The 15,705-nt window shown below is 73.5% G+C and carries 13 protein-coding genes; 5 read left to right on the top strand and 8 right to left on the bottom strand.

Annotated features, from left to right (window positions below):
• Positions 1–62 precede the first annotated feature (62 nt).
• On the bottom strand, positions 63–1,271 hold the full coding sequence (locus ABT070_RS13025; RefSeq protein ID WP_351758774.1) for a pyridoxal phosphate-dependent aminotransferase: 1,209 nt from the start codon (positions 1,269–1,271) through the stop codon (positions 63–65).
• 87 nt (positions 1,272–1,358) lie between these two features.
• On the opposite strand from ABT070_RS13025, the gene ABT070_RS13020 reads away from it, so the two are divergent.
• Positions 1,359–2,000 carry a winged helix-turn-helix transcriptional regulator gene (locus ABT070_RS13020; protein ID WP_351758771.1) on the top strand — a complete coding sequence of 214 codons (642 nt, stop codon included), beginning with the start codon at positions 1,359–1,361 and terminating at the stop codon, positions 1,998–2,000.
• A gap of 207 nt (positions 2,001–2,207) precedes the next feature.
• On the opposite strand, the gene ABT070_RS13015 is transcribed toward ABT070_RS13020, so the two are convergent.
• The 3 genes from ABT070_RS13015 to ABT070_RS13005 all read right to left on the bottom strand — a co-directional run bounded on the left by ABT070_RS13015 (position 2,208) and on the right by ABT070_RS13005 (position 5,935).
• Entirely contained in the window at positions 2,208–3,044 is an 837-nt protein-coding gene (locus ABT070_RS13015; protein WP_351758768.1) for a hypothetical protein, read from the bottom strand.
• Positions 3,044–4,306: a VWA domain-containing protein gene (locus ABT070_RS13010; RefSeq protein WP_307166089.1), complete on the bottom strand. Its 1,263-nt coding sequence runs from the start codon at positions 4,304–4,306 to the stop codon at positions 3,044–3,046. The genes ABT070_RS13015 and ABT070_RS13010 overlap by 1 nt, the downstream gene beginning before the upstream one ends.
• Before the next feature lie 111 nt (positions 4,307–4,417).
• Positions 4,418–5,935, bottom strand: a complete 1,518-nt coding sequence (locus ABT070_RS13005) for an IucA/IucC family protein (RefSeq protein WP_351758765.1) — start codon at positions 5,933–5,935, stop codon at positions 4,418–4,420.
• A gap of 102 nt (positions 5,936–6,037) precedes the next feature.
• On the opposite strand from ABT070_RS13005, the gene ABT070_RS13000 reads away from it, so the two are divergent.
• The 3 genes from ABT070_RS13000 to ABT070_RS12990 all read left to right on the top strand — a co-directional run bounded on the left by ABT070_RS13000 (position 6,038) and on the right by ABT070_RS12990 (position 9,940).
• Positions 6,038–7,600: an IucA/IucC family protein gene (locus ABT070_RS13000; RefSeq protein ID WP_451101562.1), complete on the top strand. Its 1,563-nt coding sequence runs from the start codon at positions 6,038–6,040 to the stop codon at positions 7,598–7,600.
• Between the two features lie 103 nt (positions 7,601–7,703).
• Positions 7,704–9,206 carry an amidohydrolase gene (locus tag ABT070_RS12995; RefSeq protein WP_351758759.1) on the top strand — a complete coding sequence of 501 codons (1,503 nt, stop codon included), beginning with the start codon at positions 7,704–7,706 and terminating at the stop codon, positions 9,204–9,206.
• A gap of 74 nt (positions 9,207–9,280) precedes the next feature.
• Complete coding sequence (locus tag ABT070_RS12990; RefSeq protein ID WP_351758756.1) at positions 9,281–9,940, top strand: isochorismatase family protein; 660 nt, start codon at positions 9,281–9,283, stop codon at positions 9,938–9,940.
• Positions 9,941–10,071: 131 nt separating this feature from the next.
• On the opposite strand, the gene ABT070_RS12985 is transcribed toward ABT070_RS12990, so the two are convergent.
• Positions 10,072–11,379, bottom strand: a complete 1,308-nt coding sequence (locus tag ABT070_RS12985; RefSeq protein ID WP_451101589.1) for a lysine N(6)-hydroxylase/L-ornithine N(5)-oxygenase family protein — start codon at positions 11,377–11,379, stop codon at positions 10,072–10,074.
• Positions 11,380–11,475: 96 nt separating this feature from the next.
• Here ABT070_RS12985 and ABT070_RS12980 point away from each other — a divergent pair, with 96 nt between their 5' ends.
• Entirely contained in the window at positions 11,476–12,429 is a 954-nt protein-coding gene (locus tag ABT070_RS12980; RefSeq protein WP_351758750.1) for a methionyl-tRNA formyltransferase, read from the top strand.
• A 107-nt stretch (positions 12,430–12,536) separates the two neighbouring features.
• Here ABT070_RS12980 and ABT070_RS12975 read toward each other — a convergent pair whose 3' ends face one another.
• The 3 genes from ABT070_RS12975 to ABT070_RS12965 form a co-directional block, all read right to left on the bottom strand.
• Positions 12,537–13,520 (bottom strand): ABC transporter ATP-binding protein, encoded by a 984-nt coding sequence (locus tag ABT070_RS12975; RefSeq protein WP_351758748.1) that lies wholly within the window; start codon positions 13,518–13,520, stop codon positions 12,537–12,539.
• A 4-nt stretch (positions 13,521–13,524) separates the two neighbouring features.
• Positions 13,525–14,520 carry a FecCD family ABC transporter permease gene (locus ABT070_RS12970; RefSeq protein ID WP_351759623.1) on the bottom strand — a complete coding sequence of 332 codons (996 nt, stop codon included), beginning with the start codon at positions 14,518–14,520 and terminating at the stop codon, positions 13,525–13,527.
• A 131-nt stretch (positions 14,521–14,651) separates the two neighbouring features.
• Positions 14,652–15,677 (bottom strand): FecCD family ABC transporter permease, encoded by a 1,026-nt coding sequence (locus ABT070_RS12965; protein WP_351758745.1) that lies wholly within the window; start codon positions 15,675–15,677, stop codon positions 14,652–14,654.
• Positions 15,678–15,705 lie beyond the last annotated feature (28 nt).

Genomic DNA, 15,705 nt, shown 5'->3' with positions numbered 1-15,705 from the left:
GGGCGCACGCCGGCGATCGACGGCCGGGGGAACAGGGTCCGACGGCCCCGCCCCGTCGGCGCCTACTGCCGGTACCCGCTGAGGAACCGCCCGATCCGGCCGATCGCCGCCTCCAGGTCGTCCGCGTGCGGCAGGGTCAGGATGCGGAAGTGGTCGGGGGTCGGCCAGTTGAAGCCGGTGCCCTGGACGACCTGGATCTTCTCCCTCAGGAGCAGGTCCAGGACGAACTTCTCGTCGTCGTGGATCTTGTGCACCTTGGGGTCGAGACGCGGGAACGCGTACAGCGAGCCCTTCGGCTTCACACACGACACCCCGGGGATCTCGTTGAGCTTCTCCCAGGCCACGGTGCGCTGTTCGTGCAGGCGCCCGCCCGGGGCGGTCAGCTCGTGGATGGACTGGCGGCCGCCGAGCGCGGCCTGGATGGCGTACTGCGCGGGGGCGTTGGCGCACAGCCGCATGGAGGCCAGCATGGTCAGGCCCTCCAGGTAGCTCTTCGCGTGCTGCTTCGGGCCGGTGACCACCAGCCAGCCCGAGCGGAAGCCGGCCACCCGGTACGTCTTCGACAGGCCGCAGAAGGTGAGGACCACGAGGTCGGGCGCGAGCGCGGCGACCGAGTGGTGGACGGCGTCGTCGTAGAGGATCCGATCGTAGATCTCGTCGGCGAAGACCATCAGGCCGTGCCGGCGGGCCAGGTCGAGGATGCCCTCGATGATCTCCTTCGGGTAGACGGCGCCGGTGGGGTTGTTCGGGTTGATGATCACGACGGCCTTCGTGCGGTCGGTGATCTTCGAGGCCATGTCGTCGAGGTCCGGGTACCAGTCGGCCTGCTCGTCGCAGAGGTAGTGCACCGCCTTGCCGCCCGCGAGCGTGGTGACCGCCGTCCACAGCGGGAAGTCGGGCGCCGGGATCAGGATCTCGTCGCCGTCCTCGACCAGTGCCTGGACCGCCATCGAGATCAGCTCGGAGATGCCGTTGCCGAGGAACACGTCGTCGACGCCCACCTCCAGCCCCAGCGTCTGGTAGCGCCCCGCCACCGCCCGGCGGGCCGAGAGGACGCCCCGCGAGTCCGTGTAGCCGTGCGCCTGGGGGAGCATCCTGATCATGTCCTGGAGGATCTCCTCGGGCGCCTCGAAGCCGAAGAGCGCGGGGTTGCCGGTGTTCAGGCGCAGGACGCTGTGGCCCGCCGCCTCCAGCGCGTCGGCGTGCTCGATCACCGGGCCGCGGATCTCGTAGCAGACCTCGCTCAGCTTGTTCGACTGCCGGAACTCCATGCGCGCTCGCCCCTCCGGTTCGTTGTGTTGCTTGGTTTTACCAAGTTCCAGCTTGGAAAGTCCAACGACATGTCTAGACTGCGTGCCATGTCACCTCGCCGAAGCTACGACCAGTACTGCTCCGCCGCCCGCGCGCTCGACGTCGTGGGCGACCGCTGGACCTTGCTGATCGTCCGGGAGCTGCTCGCCGGCCCGCGCCGCTACACGGACCTGCACGCCGATCTGCCGGGTGTGAGCACGGACGTGCTCGCCTCACGGCTGAAGGACATGGAACGGGACGGGCTGACCACCAGGCGCCGCCTGCCCCCGCCGGGGGCGGCCTACGTGTACGAACTCACCGGACGCGGACGGGAGCTGCTGCCCGTCCTCCAGGCCCTGGGGGAGTGGGGTGAGGGCGAACTCGGCGAGCGGCGGCCCACCGACGCCCTGCGTGCGCACTGGTTCGCGCTGCCCCTGCTGCGCGGGCTCGACGGCGAGGGGGCCGGGGGCGCCGGACTCGTCGAGGTCCGGCTCGACGAAGGGGTCTTCCATCTGTACGCCGGCGCGGAGGACGGGCGGGTGTACGGCGACGGACCCGCGCCCGGTGAGCCCGACGCGCGACTCGTCCTCGACACGGACACCTGCACGGCGGTCGCCCAGGGCGAGTTGGGCGTGCTCGACGCGGTACGGGCCGGGCGGATCGAGGTCGGCGGTGACGGCACCCTGGCCAAAGCCCTGCGGGAGGCATGAGGCGGGCGCGGGAGAGCGCGCGGGGACGGCGTCACGGACGGCGGGGCGGACTTCGGGGCGGACTTCGGTGCGGACGGCGAGCGGCCTTGGCGCGGGCGGCGGAGCGGGCTTCGGTGCGGGCGGCGGGGCGGCGGGGCGGGCGGCGGGGACGGCAGAAGGCCCGCCGCTGTGGAGCGGCGGGCCTTCTGGCGATCGGTCAACCGACGCTCACGCGCCCGGCGGTACGTGCCGTGGCCGTCCCGATCCGCGTGTCAGCGTGTACCCGCCGATCCCGGCGAGGGCGGCCAGCACCGCGCCGATCGCGGTCCAGACCCAGCGGTCGGACCACCAGCCGGACGCCCAGCCGTCGTCCGGCTCGATGCTGGACAGCACGGCCGTGGCCGACGAGTCGTCGGAATCGTCCTCGTCCGCCTGGGACGTGACGGCGATGCCGGGAACCAGCGGCTCCGCCAGCGAACCGTCGACGGCCGCGGCGCCCCCGATGTCCTTGGAGTCCACCCGCAGTTCCGCGCCGACCGGCAGACCCAGATCGGCCGCCTTCAGGTCGAGGGCCGTCAACCGGACGTAGTACGTGCCCGGCAGCGGGTCGTCGGCCCACGGCTCCGACCAGCCGCGGACCGTGCGCAGCACACAGGCCAGCTCCAGCGAGGCCGTGCCCTGGGCGGCGGTGCGCGTCTGGGCGCCGTACTGGCAGGCCTGGCGGCGCCGCAGACCGTCGTACACGTCGACCTGCCAGGTCTGCGTGGAGTGGGCCTGAGGCAGCTTCACCGTCGCCTTGACGGTGGGACGCTGGCCGGTGTCCGCCGGGAACGACCAGTACAGGTAGTCGCCCGCCGACCCGCTCGCCGTCGCCGTCTGCCCCTGGTCGATCTCCGTCGCCGTACGGAACGAGGTGCCCGCCTCGGTCGGCGCGGAGCTGTCGTCCGACGGGCTCGCCGACGGGGTGGAGTCGGCCGCGGCCGGTACGGCCGCCGGCCCGAGGGTCAGCCCGAGCACCGGACCGAGCGCCAGCAGGGCTCCGCTCAACACACGTGTGATTCGCATCAGTTGGTCCTCCAGACCGCGACCCGCCAGCGGGACACCCAGCCCCACAGCACACCCGCGAGGAAGCCGAACAGCACCAGGACGCCCAGCAGCCACCAGCCGCGCCCGAGGCCGAAGGAGGCCACGTCGCTCGCCTGCGACGGGCCGTCGACCACGTCCACGGTCAGCTCCAGCGGCATGCCCGGCGTGGTCTTCACCCCCGCGGCCGCCGAGTAGGAGTTGGTCACCTGCACGCACACCGTCTCGGCGGGAGCCTCGTCCTCGTCGCTCTCCGCCTTCGGGTAGCGCAGACCGGTCGAGATGACGTCGGTACGGCCGTTGCCGGCCGCCTCACCGCGCACGATCTCCCGGCCGTGCACCGTGACCGCGCGCAGCAGCACCCCGTAGTCGGGGTTCATGGTGCGGTCCGCCGACACGCTCACCGAGGCGCGCAGCTCCTGGCCCGGCTCGACGTCGACCTTGTACCAGCGCTCCTGGCCGAACTCCTCGCGGTCGGTGTACAGGCCGGACTTCAGGGCCGGCGCCGCGGAGCAGGAGGCCGCGCCCTCGGTGGCGACCGGCGTCACCACGGGGTCGGCGGCCCGGTCGACCAACTGGTTGACCCGGTCGGTGAGTTCGTCGGTGTGCTCCACCGAGGTGTAGGTGCCGCCGGTCGCCTCGGCGATGCAGCTGAGCTGCTGGCGCATCTTGACGTTCGGCACCAGGCCGAGCGTGTCGATCGTCAGGCCTATGCCCTTGGCCGCGATCTCACGGGCCACCTCGCACGGGTCGAGCGGAGCGCAGGTGTCCTCGCCGTCACTGATCAGCACGATGCGCTTGGAGCCGGTGCCGCCGTCGAGGTCGTCGGCCGCCTTCAGCAGGGCCGGGCCGATGGGTGTCCAGCCGGTGGGCGACAGGGTGGCCACCGCGGTCTTGGCCTCGGTCCGGTCCAGCGGGCCGACCGGGTAGAGCTGCGCGGTGTCCTTGCAGCCCGTTTTCTGGTCGTCGCCGGGGTAGTTGGCGCCCAGGGTGCGGATGCCCAGGAGAACGTTCTCCGGGGTCGCGTCCAGCACCTCGTTGAACGCCTGCTTGGCCGCGGCCATCCGCGTCCCGCCGTCCATGTCCTTCGTCCGCATCGAACCGCTGACGTCGAGGACCAGGTCGACCTTGGGCGCGGTGGCGGTGGTCTCGTCGGCGACCGCCCCGGCCGGGAACGCGATCCCGGCCGTGAGCGCGGCGAGCAAGGCGCAGACGCCCGCCGCCAGCCGTTGTGTTCTGATCATCGGCGGATCCTATTGATCAGAGGTGTCCCGCCACAAAACGGCGGCGGAACGGGTTTCGGCATCGGGCTCGGACTCCGGCGGCGCCGGGCGCTCGTCTTCCGGTCAACACACCTACACAGTCAGTGGATTGGGCAGCGGGGCCCACTGGTCCCCGGGCGCCCCCGTCGACAGCCGCATCAGCGTCAGCGCCTTGGCCGGAAGCGGTTCCTCGCACAACGCCACGAGGTCCGGCGAGCGCGGGAGATCCCGCACGGCCGTCTCCAGGGCCGCCCGCAGGGCCGGGCGGCTGCCCGCCGTCGCGGCCAGCGCGCCCGCGACCAGGGAGCCGAACAGCTTGCGCCGCAGCGCGGTCACGTCGTCCGTGCGGATGCGCTCGGGCAGTTCGTCCGGCAGCGGGATGCCGTGCCGGGCCAGCCGGGCCGGGCTGACCCGGATGTCGGCCAGGTCGCGGTAGACCAGCCGCAGCGGGGCGCCCGAAGCCGACAGCACGACCAGCAGGTTCTGGCCGTGCGCCTCCAGGGCCACGCCCAGCTCCAGCAGCCGCAGTCCGACAGTGAGCGCGAGCCGCGCGAACTCCGCCGACCAGGCGGGGGAGCGCGGCAGTTCGGTGCCGGCGAGGGCGGCCACCGGGACGACGTGCTCGCCCGGCGCCCCGAACACGCTCGGTGATTCGCGGAACACGGCCGCCAGATCGGGGGAGTTCGCGGTGGCCGCGCCCAGGGTGCGGGTCATGTGCAGCAGGCCGTCCGTGTGCGGGGTCAGGGTCTCCGCGAACGCCGAGAGGGCCGCGGAGGCGGCGATGGAGCCGACGGAGATGTCCCGGACGGAGGACGTCAGCCGGGTGCTCAGGGCGGTCTTGACGTGCGGACCGCCGGGAAGGGCGAGCGTGCGCAACGACATCAGCGGATGCGCGGGGACCTCCCGCTCGCAGGACCGCTTGAGCACGTGCGCCGCCTGCCACGGATGCACCGGGATCACCAGCCGCGTCCCGTCCCGCAGCTCCCGCGGCCACTCGCCGGACACCAGACACTCGGCGGCCGGCACCGGCAGCAGGCCCAGCCGCACCGAGGGCCGGTGCTCGGGCCCGTACGCCAGCTGCTCCGCCACCGAGAAGCCGGGCCGCGCACGGCAGTTGGGGTGGTAGGGGTGCCCGTCGACCACCCGCTGCTCCCACTCCCAGTCGTGCACCGGCCACTCGTCCGGATCCTTCAAGGAGGCGAAGCCGGGCTCCTGCCCGGCCCGTGACAGCGCCAACGACGCGACACTGTGACCGAGTTCACCCGCGAAGCCCGCGCCGTGCGGCACCGCCAGCTCCGTCATCAGCCGCGCGGGATCCTCGTACGCCACACCGTCCAGCCGTACGTCCGTCACATAGGCGGCGGTCGCGTACGGATCCGCGCGCGGGCCGTGCAGACGGCGGCCGTCGCGCAGCCGCAGCAGGCTCTCCCCGCCGGACCGTCCGCGGTGCGCGATCCACGGCAGGGGCTCGTGGACGAGGGCCCGCCACAGCCGGGTCAGCACGGCGGCCCGCGCCCCGGGCAGCGCGGCCGTGAACCGCGGGCCGAGCGAGGGACGGACGGCGGCCAGTTCCGCGGCCAGCTCGGCCTCGGCGGTGGGGGGACGGTGCACGGGTGGGCTCCTGAGGGTGCGGGTACGACGTCACGGAGGGGCCGTGACGACAGCGATACTGATCGTCTCCGCCCGGAAGAACCGTAGGGAACCAGGGAACCAGTGGATCGCGTGGACCTCATCCCCCCGCCCGCCGAGGCCGCGGCGTCCGCCGACGGCGTCGCCGAGCGCGCCGACGCACTCGCGGCCGCGCCGCTGCTGAACTGTCTGCTGCGGGAGGTCGCCGAACCGCTGCCCCGCCCGCCGGGCGACGACGGCCGGTTCGTGTACCGGTTGCCCGGCGACGGCTCGCCCGGCAGCGACCGGCTGCTGCGCGTGCGCGGTGCCCGGCGGCCCGCCGAGCCCGAGGTGTACACGGCCGGCGCCTGGCACCGCCTCGGTCACGCGGAACTCGTCGCGACCGTCGCCGAGGTGCTGCGCGGGCACACCGGGCTGGACAACCACGAACTGCCCGCCGAGATGACCGACAGCAGGGACGTGGTGGCCGCGATGCTCACCGCACGGGCGCACGCCACCCCGCCGCCCGGCGCCTATCTGCGCTCCGAGCAGTCGCTCCTCACCGGCCACCCCCACCATCCCGCCCCCAAGGCGCGCGGCGGCGGCCCGCCGGCCGGCTGGCTGCCGTACGCCCCGGAGGCCCACGCCCGCTTCGGGCTGGTCCTGCTGGGGCTGCGCGAGGACGCGGTCGTCGAGGAGGGAGACACCTCCGCGCTGGACGCCCTCGGCACGGCCCCGCCCGGCTACCGGCTGCTGCCCGCCCACCCCTGGCAGCTCGAACTGGCCGGACGGGAGCTCGCCCCGGCCTTCGCCGACGGCCGCCTGGTCCGGCTCGGCACGACCGGCTTCGAGGCCTGGCCGACGGCCGCCGTGCGGACGCTGTACGCACCCGAGCGGGACCTGTGCCTGAAGTTCAGCCTCGACGTCCGCATCACCAACGACATCCGCCGGCTGTGGCGGCACGACCTGCTGAAACTGCGCCGGACCGACGCGGCGGTGGTCCGGGCCTTCGCGGCGGACGACGGCGGCCCCGACGGCCGCCACCGGGCGGTCTGGCTGAGCGACCGCGGCTACCGCACCGCCGCGTTCGCCTTCGAGGAGCTCGCCGTCGTGGTCCGCGACGGACTGGAGGGCGCTCTGCCGCCCGGCACGACCCCGCTGCTGGCCGCCGGTCTCGTGGAGGGTTTCGAGGGCAGCCCGCCGGCCCCCGCGGCGGACCCGGCGGCCTGGTGGGAGGCGTATCTGGCCGTCGTCGTCCCGCCGGCGCTGACGGCCTTCGCCGACCACGGGGTGGTCCTGGAGGCCCATCTCCAGAACACGCTCATCGCCGTGGACGCGGAAGGCACCCCCGTGCGGGCCCTGTTCCGGGACGCCGAGGGCGTGAAACTGCTGCCGGACGTGGAGCGGGCGGCCGGCTGGGAGCGGCTGGTGTACTGCCTGGTCGTGAACCATCTGTGGGAGGTCGCGGCGGCGCTCGCCGAACGTCACCCCGGCCTCGACCCCTGGCCGGCCGTCCGTCGCGAACTGGCCCGGCACGACCTTCCCGAGGCCGCCGCCCTGCTGACCGCGCCGACCCTGCCCGGCAAGACGAACCTGCTGCTGCGCTGGACGGAGGCGGACGGCGCCGACGCCCGCTATCTGCCGTTGCCCAACCCCCTCATTGGGTGAGGCGGACCGGGGGACGGGAGCGCGATCACCAGGTAAGGTAAGCCTAACTTTACCGGGCGGGTTCCGGGGTACGGAGAGACGCCCGCCGCAGAGAGAGGCTCTTATGGCGGACTACGCGAGCGCCGCGCTGACGCTCGACCGGGTACGGCTCGGCGCCGGCGGCCCGCTCGCCCGGCTGCGGATCGCGGACGGCAGGATCACCCATGTCGTCGCGGACGCGGAGGCCGGGGGACGGGCGGCGCCGGCCGACGGCGGGCGCGTCGTCGATCTGGACGGGCGGGTGCTGCTGCCGGGCCTGTGGGACGCCCACGTCCACATGGCGGAGTGGGCGAGCGCCCGGCACCGGCTGGACCTCGCCGGGACCACCTCCGCGCGGGCGGTCGCCGAACTGGTGCGGGAACGCGGCGGCGCGGCGCCCGACGGCACGGTGCTCTTCGGCTACGGGTTCCGGGACGGGCTGTGGCCCGACGCCCCGCACAAGCGGCTCCTCGACGCGGTCCTGCCCGGCCGGCCGGTCGCCCTCGTCAGCGCCGATCTGCACGCCGCCTGGCTGAACTCCGCCTGTCTCGCCCTCGTCGGCCGGGGCGACCACCCCACCGGCCTGGTCAGGGAGACCGAGTGCCACGAGGTCCTGTCGGCCCTCCCCAAGGCGCCGGCCGCGGTGGTCGACGGCTGGATCGCGGACGCCTGCGAGGCCGCCGCCGCCCGCGGGGTCACCGGCGTCATCGACTTCCAGTTCGGCGACACGGTCGGGGACTGGGAGCGCCGCTCGGCCGCCTTCCGGCCGGCCGTGCGGGTGTCGGCCGCGATCTACCCGAGCCGCCTGGACGCGGCCGTGGAGCGTGGACTGCGCACGGGGGACGAGGTCGGCGCGCCCGGCGGCCTGGTGCGGGTGGGCCCGCTGAAGCTCTTCACCGACGGCTCGCTCAACACCCGCACCGCCCTGTGCCGCGACCCCTATCCGGGGCTGGAGGGCACGGAGCACTCCCACGGCATCGAGGAGACGGCGCCGCACGAGCTGGTACGGCTGATGCGGCACGCCGCCGCGCACGGTGTCGAACCCGCGGTGCACGCCATCGGCGACCACGCCAACACGCTGGCCCTGGACGCCTTCGAGGCGGTGCGCTGCCGAGGCCGGATCGAGCACGCGCAGCTGCTGAGCCCCGAGGACGTGCCGAGGTTCGCGCGGCTGGGCGTCACGGCGGGCGTACAGCCCCGGCACGCGACGGACGACCGTGACGTGGCGGACCGGCACTGGGCCGGGCGCACCGGACGCGCCTTCGCCTACGCCGATCTGCTCGCCGCCGGGGCCCGTCTGGAGTTCGGTTCCGACGCCCCGGTCTCGCCGCTCGACCCGTGGCTCGCCATCGCGTCGGCCGTCGGCCGGACCGACGACGAACGCCCCGCCTGGCATCCGGAGCAGCGCCTGTCCGTCCGGGACGCGCTGGTCGCGGCGGCCCGCGGACGCCGGCTCATCAGGGTCGGGGACCCGGCCGACCTGGTGGTCGTCGACCTGGACCCGTCGGGGGCCGGCCCGGACGCCCTGCGCGCGATGCCCGTGCACGCCACGATGACGGACGGCCGCTGGACCCATGGGCCGTACTGAGGCGGGGAGCGGCGGCCCGGCCACGCTCCCCGTGTGCCCGACGTGGTCAGACGACCGGTGAGAGGCCGATGCGCATGCCGTCACCCGACATGGTCCCGTACGTCATGCCCGGCCCGGCCACGCTGCCACCGGACCGGTCGGGCTGGGCCGTCCAGCCGCGGCGCGCCGCCCTCGTGGTCCTGAATGCCCAGAACCACTTCCTGCGCGTCCTGCGGGAGTGCTCCGCGCCGGTCGCTCAACTCGTCTCCGGGGTCGGCCTGTTGACGGAGTCGGCGCGGGCGGCGGGGATTCCCGTGCTCTACACCCTGACCACCGCCGAGCGGGGGCCGGCCGGGCGGGGGACCGCCTTCGGCCATCCGCGGCTGCCCGGAGGCGACGGCTCGCGGGCCGTCGTGGACGCGATCCGGCCGCAGGTCGGCGACAGCGTGCTGGTGGCGAAGCGGTTCAGCGCCTTCGCGGGCACCGGGCTGCGCCGCCGGCTCGAGGAGCTGGGGCGCGATCAGCCGGTGATCGTCGGGGTGTTCGCCCGGACGCAGGTGCTGCTGACCGCGGCCGACGCGTGGATGCAGGACATGGAGCCCTTCGTCGTCGCGGACGCGGTGGCCGACCGGGCGCCCGACGATCACCGGATGGCCATGGACTGGATAGCGGCCACCTGCGGGGCGGTCAGAACCGTCCGGGGCGTCGCGGACGTGATCGGCGGCCCGGAGCCGGAGCCCCGGGCACGGGGGTGAATCCGGGGCGCGGCCGGGCGCGTCGTCCCGGGTCGGGGCGCCGAGCCCACGGGGACGGCGGCGCCCGATGCCGCAGCGGACCCCGGGCCCGGAAGGGACCGTACCCTCCGGGCCCGGGGAGTCGGGGTGGGTCAGCCTGCCGGCCTCCCGGCCAGCACGGAGCGGTGGATCTCCTCCGCCCGGACGGCGACCGTCGACAGCAGGGTGCTGGTCAGCCCGTGGGTGTGCTCGGTTCCGCCCTGGAGGTAGAGGCCGGCCGTCACCTCCGGCGCGGTCTCCACCCGGTGGTCCCGGCCCACGCGGACGGCGTCCCCGTCGTCCCGGAGGCAGAGTTTGGCCGCCTCGCCGAGCAGCGTGGCCAGATCGCGCGGCCGGTAGCCGGTGGCGAGCACCAGCACGTCGGCGGCGAGCACCTGGCGCTCACCGGTGGGCAGGAACTCCACGGCGACCTCCAGGCCGCCGTCGGCGCCGGGTTCCACGGAGCGGACCCGCGAGACGTTGAGGAATCGCAGCCGCTCCCGGCCCGCCACCTTCTCCCGGTACGAGGTGGCGTACAGCGCCTCGATCAACTCCATGTCGACCACGGAGTAGTTGGTGGAGCGGTGGTAGTCGATCAGCGACTGCTTGACCTCGGAGGGCGCCGAGAAGTAGACGTCGACGGCCTCGGGGTCGAAGATGCGGTTCGCGAACGGGCTGTCGTCGGCCGGGGTGTAGCCGTACTTGGCGAAGACCGAGCACACCTCGGCCTCGGGGAAGGTGCGGTGCAGGTAGTCCACCGCCTCGGCGGCGCTCTGTCCGGCGCCGAGCACGACGGCCCGTCGTACCGGGGCGCCCGACTCGCCCAGTCGGGTGGCACGTGGAATCAACTCGCTGTTGTGCCAGACGAGTTCGGTGAGTTCGAGACCCGGCGGCACATGCGGCTCGAGACCCATGGCCACGCTGACGTTGCGGGTCCTGCGGGTCACGGTCTCGCCGGAGCCCGCGATGTCGCGGGAGGTGACGTCGAAGAAGGCCACCTCGCCGTCGTCGTCGCGCACCGGGTCGACGGAGACCACCTCGCTGCCGTACGAGACCTGGTGGGCGACCCGGGCGGCGGCCCACTCGAAGTACTCGTGGAACTCCATCCGCAGCGGGAAGAGGGTTTTCTGGTTCAGGAAGTCGATCAGTCTGCCCCGCTCGCGCAGGAAGCAGAGGAAGCTGTAGTCGCTGGTCGGGTTGCGCAGGGTGACGAGGTCCTTGAGGAAGGACACCTGCATCGTGGCGTCGTCGATGAGCATGCCCCGGTGCCAGCCGAAGCGCGGCTGGCGCTCCAGGAACAGGGCGTTGAGGCGGCGGTCTGCCGAAAGGCCTGTGTTGTGCTCCTCGACCGCTATGGACAGCGCGAGATTTGATGGACCGAATCCGATTCCGATGACGTCGTGGATGACGTCGGAACCCATGAGCGGTGACTTCACCTTGGCATCGCCTCCTCAGGCAGGCCCATGCTAGATAAGGTAAGGCTTACCTTGCAATGAGTCGTTGAAGGGAAGGACGTCATGCGGGTCGTCATGCTCGGCTACCAGACCTGGGGTCACCGCACGCTTCAGGCGCTGCTGGACTCCGACCACGAGGTGGTCCTCGTCGTCACCCATCCGAAGAGCGAACACGCCTACGAGAAGATATGGGACGACAGCGTCGCCGAACTCGCGGACAAGAACGACGTCCCCGTCCTGCTGCGCAACCGTCCCGACGACGCCGAACTCCTGGCCGCGGTGGCGGACGCCCGGCCGGACATCATCGTCGCCAACAACTGGCGCACCTGGCTGCCCCCGGAGCTGTTCGACCTGCCGCCGCACGGCACCCTCAACATCCACGACTCGCTGCTGCCGTCATACGCGGGGTTCTCGCCGATCATCTGGGCGCTCCTCAACGGCGAGGAGCGCGTCGGCGTGACCGCGCACCGCATGAACACCGAACTCGACGCCGGGGACGTCCTGGTGCAGCGGTCGGTGCCGGTGGGGCCCACCGACACGGCGACCGACCTGTTCCACCGGACCGTCGACCTCATCGCGCCCATCGTGCGCGAGTCGCTCGATCTGATCGCCTCCGGCCGGGACGCCGGCCAGTGGGTGCCGCAGGACCGCGCCCGGGCCAGCTTCTTCCACAAGCGGTCGGCGCAGGACAGCCGGATCGACTGGAGTTGGCCCGCGGAGCGGCTGGAACGGCTCGTGCGGGCCCAGTCGGACCCGTACCCGAACGCGTACGCCTACCACCGCGGTCAGCGGCTGAGGATCGTCTCGGCGGCCGTGTCGGAGGGGTACTACGGCGGCACCCCGGGCCGGATCTTCATCCGGGAGGGGGACGGCGTCGTCGTGGTGGCGGGAGCCGAGTCCTGGTCCGGCCGCTGCCGGGGTCTCCTCGTGCGGCGGGTGCGCACCGACGACGGCACCGAGTACGCGGCCACCGACTGGTTCCGCACCATGGGCGGGTATCTGACGTCCCGGCCCTGAATGCCTCAAGGGCCGCAAGGGCTTTGAGGCCTCAAAGCCTCAAGGCCTGAACAGGTACGGCTGAACCGGACGGCCTCCCGCCGCGCAGGGCGGGGGGCCGTCGCCGGTCAGTCGACGATCGCCGCCGGCCGCGCGTCCTGGCCCCGGACGGCTCCGTCGTGGTGGTGCCTGCCCAGCGGGATGACCAGTGGAGTCCCGCTGACCGGGTCGGGGGTGATCCGGCAGCGCAGGTCGAAGACGTCCTCGACGGTGGCCTCGGTGACCACCTCGGCGGGCGCGCCCTCGGCGACGATCCGGCCCGCCTTCATGGCGATGACGTGATCGGCGTACCGGCACGCCTGGTTGAGGTCGTGCAGCACCATCACCACCGTGCGTCCCTCACGCCGGTTGAGGTCCGTGACGAGGTCCAGTACGTCGATCTGGTGGGCGAGGTCGAGATAGGTCGTCGGCTCGTCCAGGAGCAGGACGGGGGTGCCCTGGGCGACGGCCATCGCGATCCAGGCGCGTTGCCGCTGGCCGCCGGAGAGCTCGTCGACGGGACGGTCGGCGAGGTCGGTCAGACCGGTCGCCGCCAGCGCCCCGTGCACGGCCTCCTCGTCCGCCGCGGACCACTGCCGCCACCAGGTCTGGTGCGGTGAACGGCCCCTGCCCACCAGGTCGAAGACGGTCAGCCCCTCCGGCGCCACCGGCGTCTGCGGCAGGATGCCGAGGGTGCGCGCGAGTTTGCGGGTGGGCACGGACCGCAGGGCGACGCCGTCCAGTTCGACGACGCCCTGCCGCGGCGTCAGCAGCCGGGCGAGCGCGCGCAACAGGGTCGACTTGCCGCAGGCGTTGGCCCCGACGATGGCGGTGATCCGGCCGGTCGGCACCTGAAGGTCCAGATCCTCCACCACCGACCGTCCGTCGTAGGCGAGATGCAGGTTCCTGGCCCGCAGCTCGGGGCCGCCGGACGGCGGGTGAGCGGCTTTCGCGGGGCCCCTCGCGCCGGCGTCGGCGGCCGACTCGATGCCGGACGGGCGCGGGACGCCGGCGCCGGACCTCGGCTCGGACGGCCGCGGGGTGCGCGGGGTGCGCGGGTCGGTGGTCGACATGGGATCAGCCTCCAGAGCCCGCGCGGTTGGCGCGGATGAGCAGCCACAGCAGGACCGGCGCGCCGAGGGCGCCGGTGACGATCCCGACCGGCAGTTCCGTCCCGGGGATCGCCTCGCGGGCGAGGAGATCCGAGCCGAGGACGACCAGCGCGCCGGTGAGACCGGAGACGATCGGCGGCGGCGACGCGGTGCCCGCCAGCCGCTGGGCGATCTGCGGACAGGCCAGGGCCACGAAGGCCACCGGACCGGCCGCCGCCGTGCCGAAGGCGACCAGCCCCACCCCGGCCAGCAGCAGTGCCAGCCGGACGGACTGGACGGGCGTGCCGAGCCCCGCGGCCACGTCGTCGCCGAGCTGGAGGGTGCGCATCCAGCGGCCCATGGCCAGGGTGACCGGCAGCAGCAGGGCCATGGCGAGGGCCAGCGTGTCCACCTGGTCCCAGGTACGGCCGTTGAGGTTGCCGACCAGCCAGCCGATGGCCTCCTCCGCCTGGAACCGGCTGCCGCGCGCCACGAGGAAGTCGGTGGCGCTGGTGCAGATCCAGGACACGCCGATGCCGACGAGGATGATGCGGTACCCGGTGGTGCCGCCCTTCCAGGCCAGCGCGTACACGAGCAGCGCGGTCGCCAGGGCGCCCAGCAGCCCGAGGGTCGACAGTCCGAGGCCGCCGGTCCAGCCGAGAACGACGGCCGCCACCACGGCCGTTCCGGCGCCCTCGGTCAGGCCGATCATGTCGGGGCTGGCCAGCGGGTTGCGGGTCATCGTCTGGAACACGGCCCCCGAGACGCCGAACGCGATGCCGACCAGCAGTCCGGTCAGGGCGCGCGGCAGCCGCAGGTCCTGTACGACGATGACCGTGCCGGGGTCGCCCGCGCCGCCGAGCGCCCGGACGACGTCGATGAGGGGCACGGGGTAGTCGCCGAGGGTGAGGCCCCAGCAGAACAGCAGGAACGCGCCCGCGCAGACGAGCACCCCGGTCAGGACCAGGCGCGGGCGCAGCATGCCGGACACCGGAGGAAAGGCCAGCCGGAACGGCCGGCCGCGCAGCGCGGTGTGCGCGGGGACGGCGGGGGACGCCTCGACGGCCGGTTCTGCCGGTTCGGCCGCTGTGACGGGGGACTGTGCGGGCACGCTCACACCTCCGCGAGCTTACGGCGGCGGACCAGGGCGATGAAGAACGGGCCGCCGAGGAAGGCGACGAGAACGCCCGCCTGGATCTCGGTGGGCCGGGCCAGCGTCCGGCCCAGGATGTCGGCGGACAGCAGCAGTACGGGCGCGAGCGCGGCGGACAGCGGCAGCAGCCAGCGTTGGTCGGGGCCGATCCCGGCGTACTGGGCGAGGACCCGCGCGATGTGCGGGACGACCAGGCCGAGGAAGACCACGGGACCGATGACGGCGACCGACGCGCCGGTCAGCAGCATCACCGCGGTGACCCCCTGGAGGCGGACCAGGCCGAGCCGCCGGCCCAGCGAGGCGGCCACGTCGTCGCCGAGGGCCATGCTGTTGAGGGCGGGCGCGCAGGACAGGGCGAGGACGGCGCCGACGGCGAGGAAGGGCAGGATGCGCAGCAGTTCGCCGGAGCCCTGGTCGGCCAGCGAGCCGGCCGACCAGAAGCGGTAGCGGTCCAGGGCGTCCTGGTCGGTCAGCACCACGGCGCTGGTGAGCGAGGACAGCAGCGAGGTGACGGCGACGCCGGCGAGCGCCAGTTTCACGGGGGTGGCCCCGGACCGTCCCAGCCGCCCCAGGCAGAAGACCAGGACGCTCGCGGCGAGCGCCCCGCCGAACGCGAACCACACATAGCCGTAGAGCGATCCGACCCCGAACACCGCGACCGCCAGCACGATCGCGAAGGACGCCCCGGCGCTGACCCCGAGGATGCCCGGGTCCGCGAGCGGGTTGCGGGTGAGGGCCTGCATCAGCGCGCCGGACAGGCCGAGGGCGGCGCCCGTCGTCAGTCCCAGCAGGGTGCGGGGCACCCGCACCGACCAGACGACGTTGTCGACGAGACGGCTGGGCGGACGGCCCAGGACCGCGCGCACGACCTGGTCGAGCGGGACGTTCAGCGCGCCCAGCGCGACGGACAGCAGGGACAGGACGATGAGGAGGGTGACGACGAGGGTCACCAGCACCGCGGTGCGAAGCCTTCTGCCTGAAGCCACTTGCCGGTCTCCATGTCGCGGTCCGGGG

It is taken from the genome of Streptomyces sp. NPDC002884 (genome assembly GCF_040295245.1).
Classification (GTDB): domain Bacteria; phylum Actinomycetota; class Actinomycetes; order Streptomycetales; family Streptomycetaceae; genus Streptomyces.
This window is presented reverse-complemented; position numbering and strand designations above follow the sequence as displayed.

What these genes read in the sequence shown, in the direction of transcription:
- ABT070_RS13025 (WP_351758774.1), bottom strand. Translation starts at nt 1,271, where the DNA reads ATGGAGTTCCGGCAGTCGAACAAGCTGAGCGAGGTCTGCTACGAGATC.
- ABT070_RS13020 (WP_351758771.1), top strand. Translation starts at nt 1,359, where the DNA reads ATGTCACCTCGCCGAAGCTACGACCAGTACTGCTCCGCCGCCCGCGCG.
- ABT070_RS13015 (WP_351758768.1), bottom strand. Translation starts at nt 3,044, where the DNA reads ATGCGAATCACACGTGTGTTGAGCGGAGCCCTGCTGGCGCTCGGTCCG.
- ABT070_RS13010 (WP_307166089.1), bottom strand. Translation starts at nt 4,306, where the DNA reads ATGATCAGAACACAACGGCTGGCGGCGGGCGTCTGCGCCTTGCTCGCC.
- ABT070_RS12995 (WP_351758759.1), top strand. Translation starts at nt 7,704, where the DNA reads ATGGCGGACTACGCGAGCGCCGCGCTGACGCTCGACCGGGTACGGCTC.
- ABT070_RS12990 (WP_351758756.1), top strand. Translation starts at nt 9,281, where the DNA reads ATGCCGTCACCCGACATGGTCCCGTACGTCATGCCCGGCCCGGCCACG.
- ABT070_RS12985 (WP_451101589.1), bottom strand. Translation starts at nt 11,379, where the DNA reads ATGGGTTCCGACGTCATCCACGACGTCATCGGAATCGGATTCGGTCCA.
- ABT070_RS12980 (WP_351758750.1), top strand. Translation starts at nt 11,476, where the DNA reads ATGCGGGTCGTCATGCTCGGCTACCAGACCTGGGGTCACCGCACGCTT.
- ABT070_RS12975 (WP_351758748.1), bottom strand. Translation starts at nt 13,520, where the DNA reads ATGTCGACCACCGACCCGCGCACCCCGCGCACCCCGCGGCCGTCCGAG.
- ABT070_RS12970 (WP_351759623.1), bottom strand. Translation starts at nt 14,520, where the DNA reads ATGCTGCGCCCGCGCCTGGTCCTGACCGGGGTGCTCGTCTGCGCGGGC.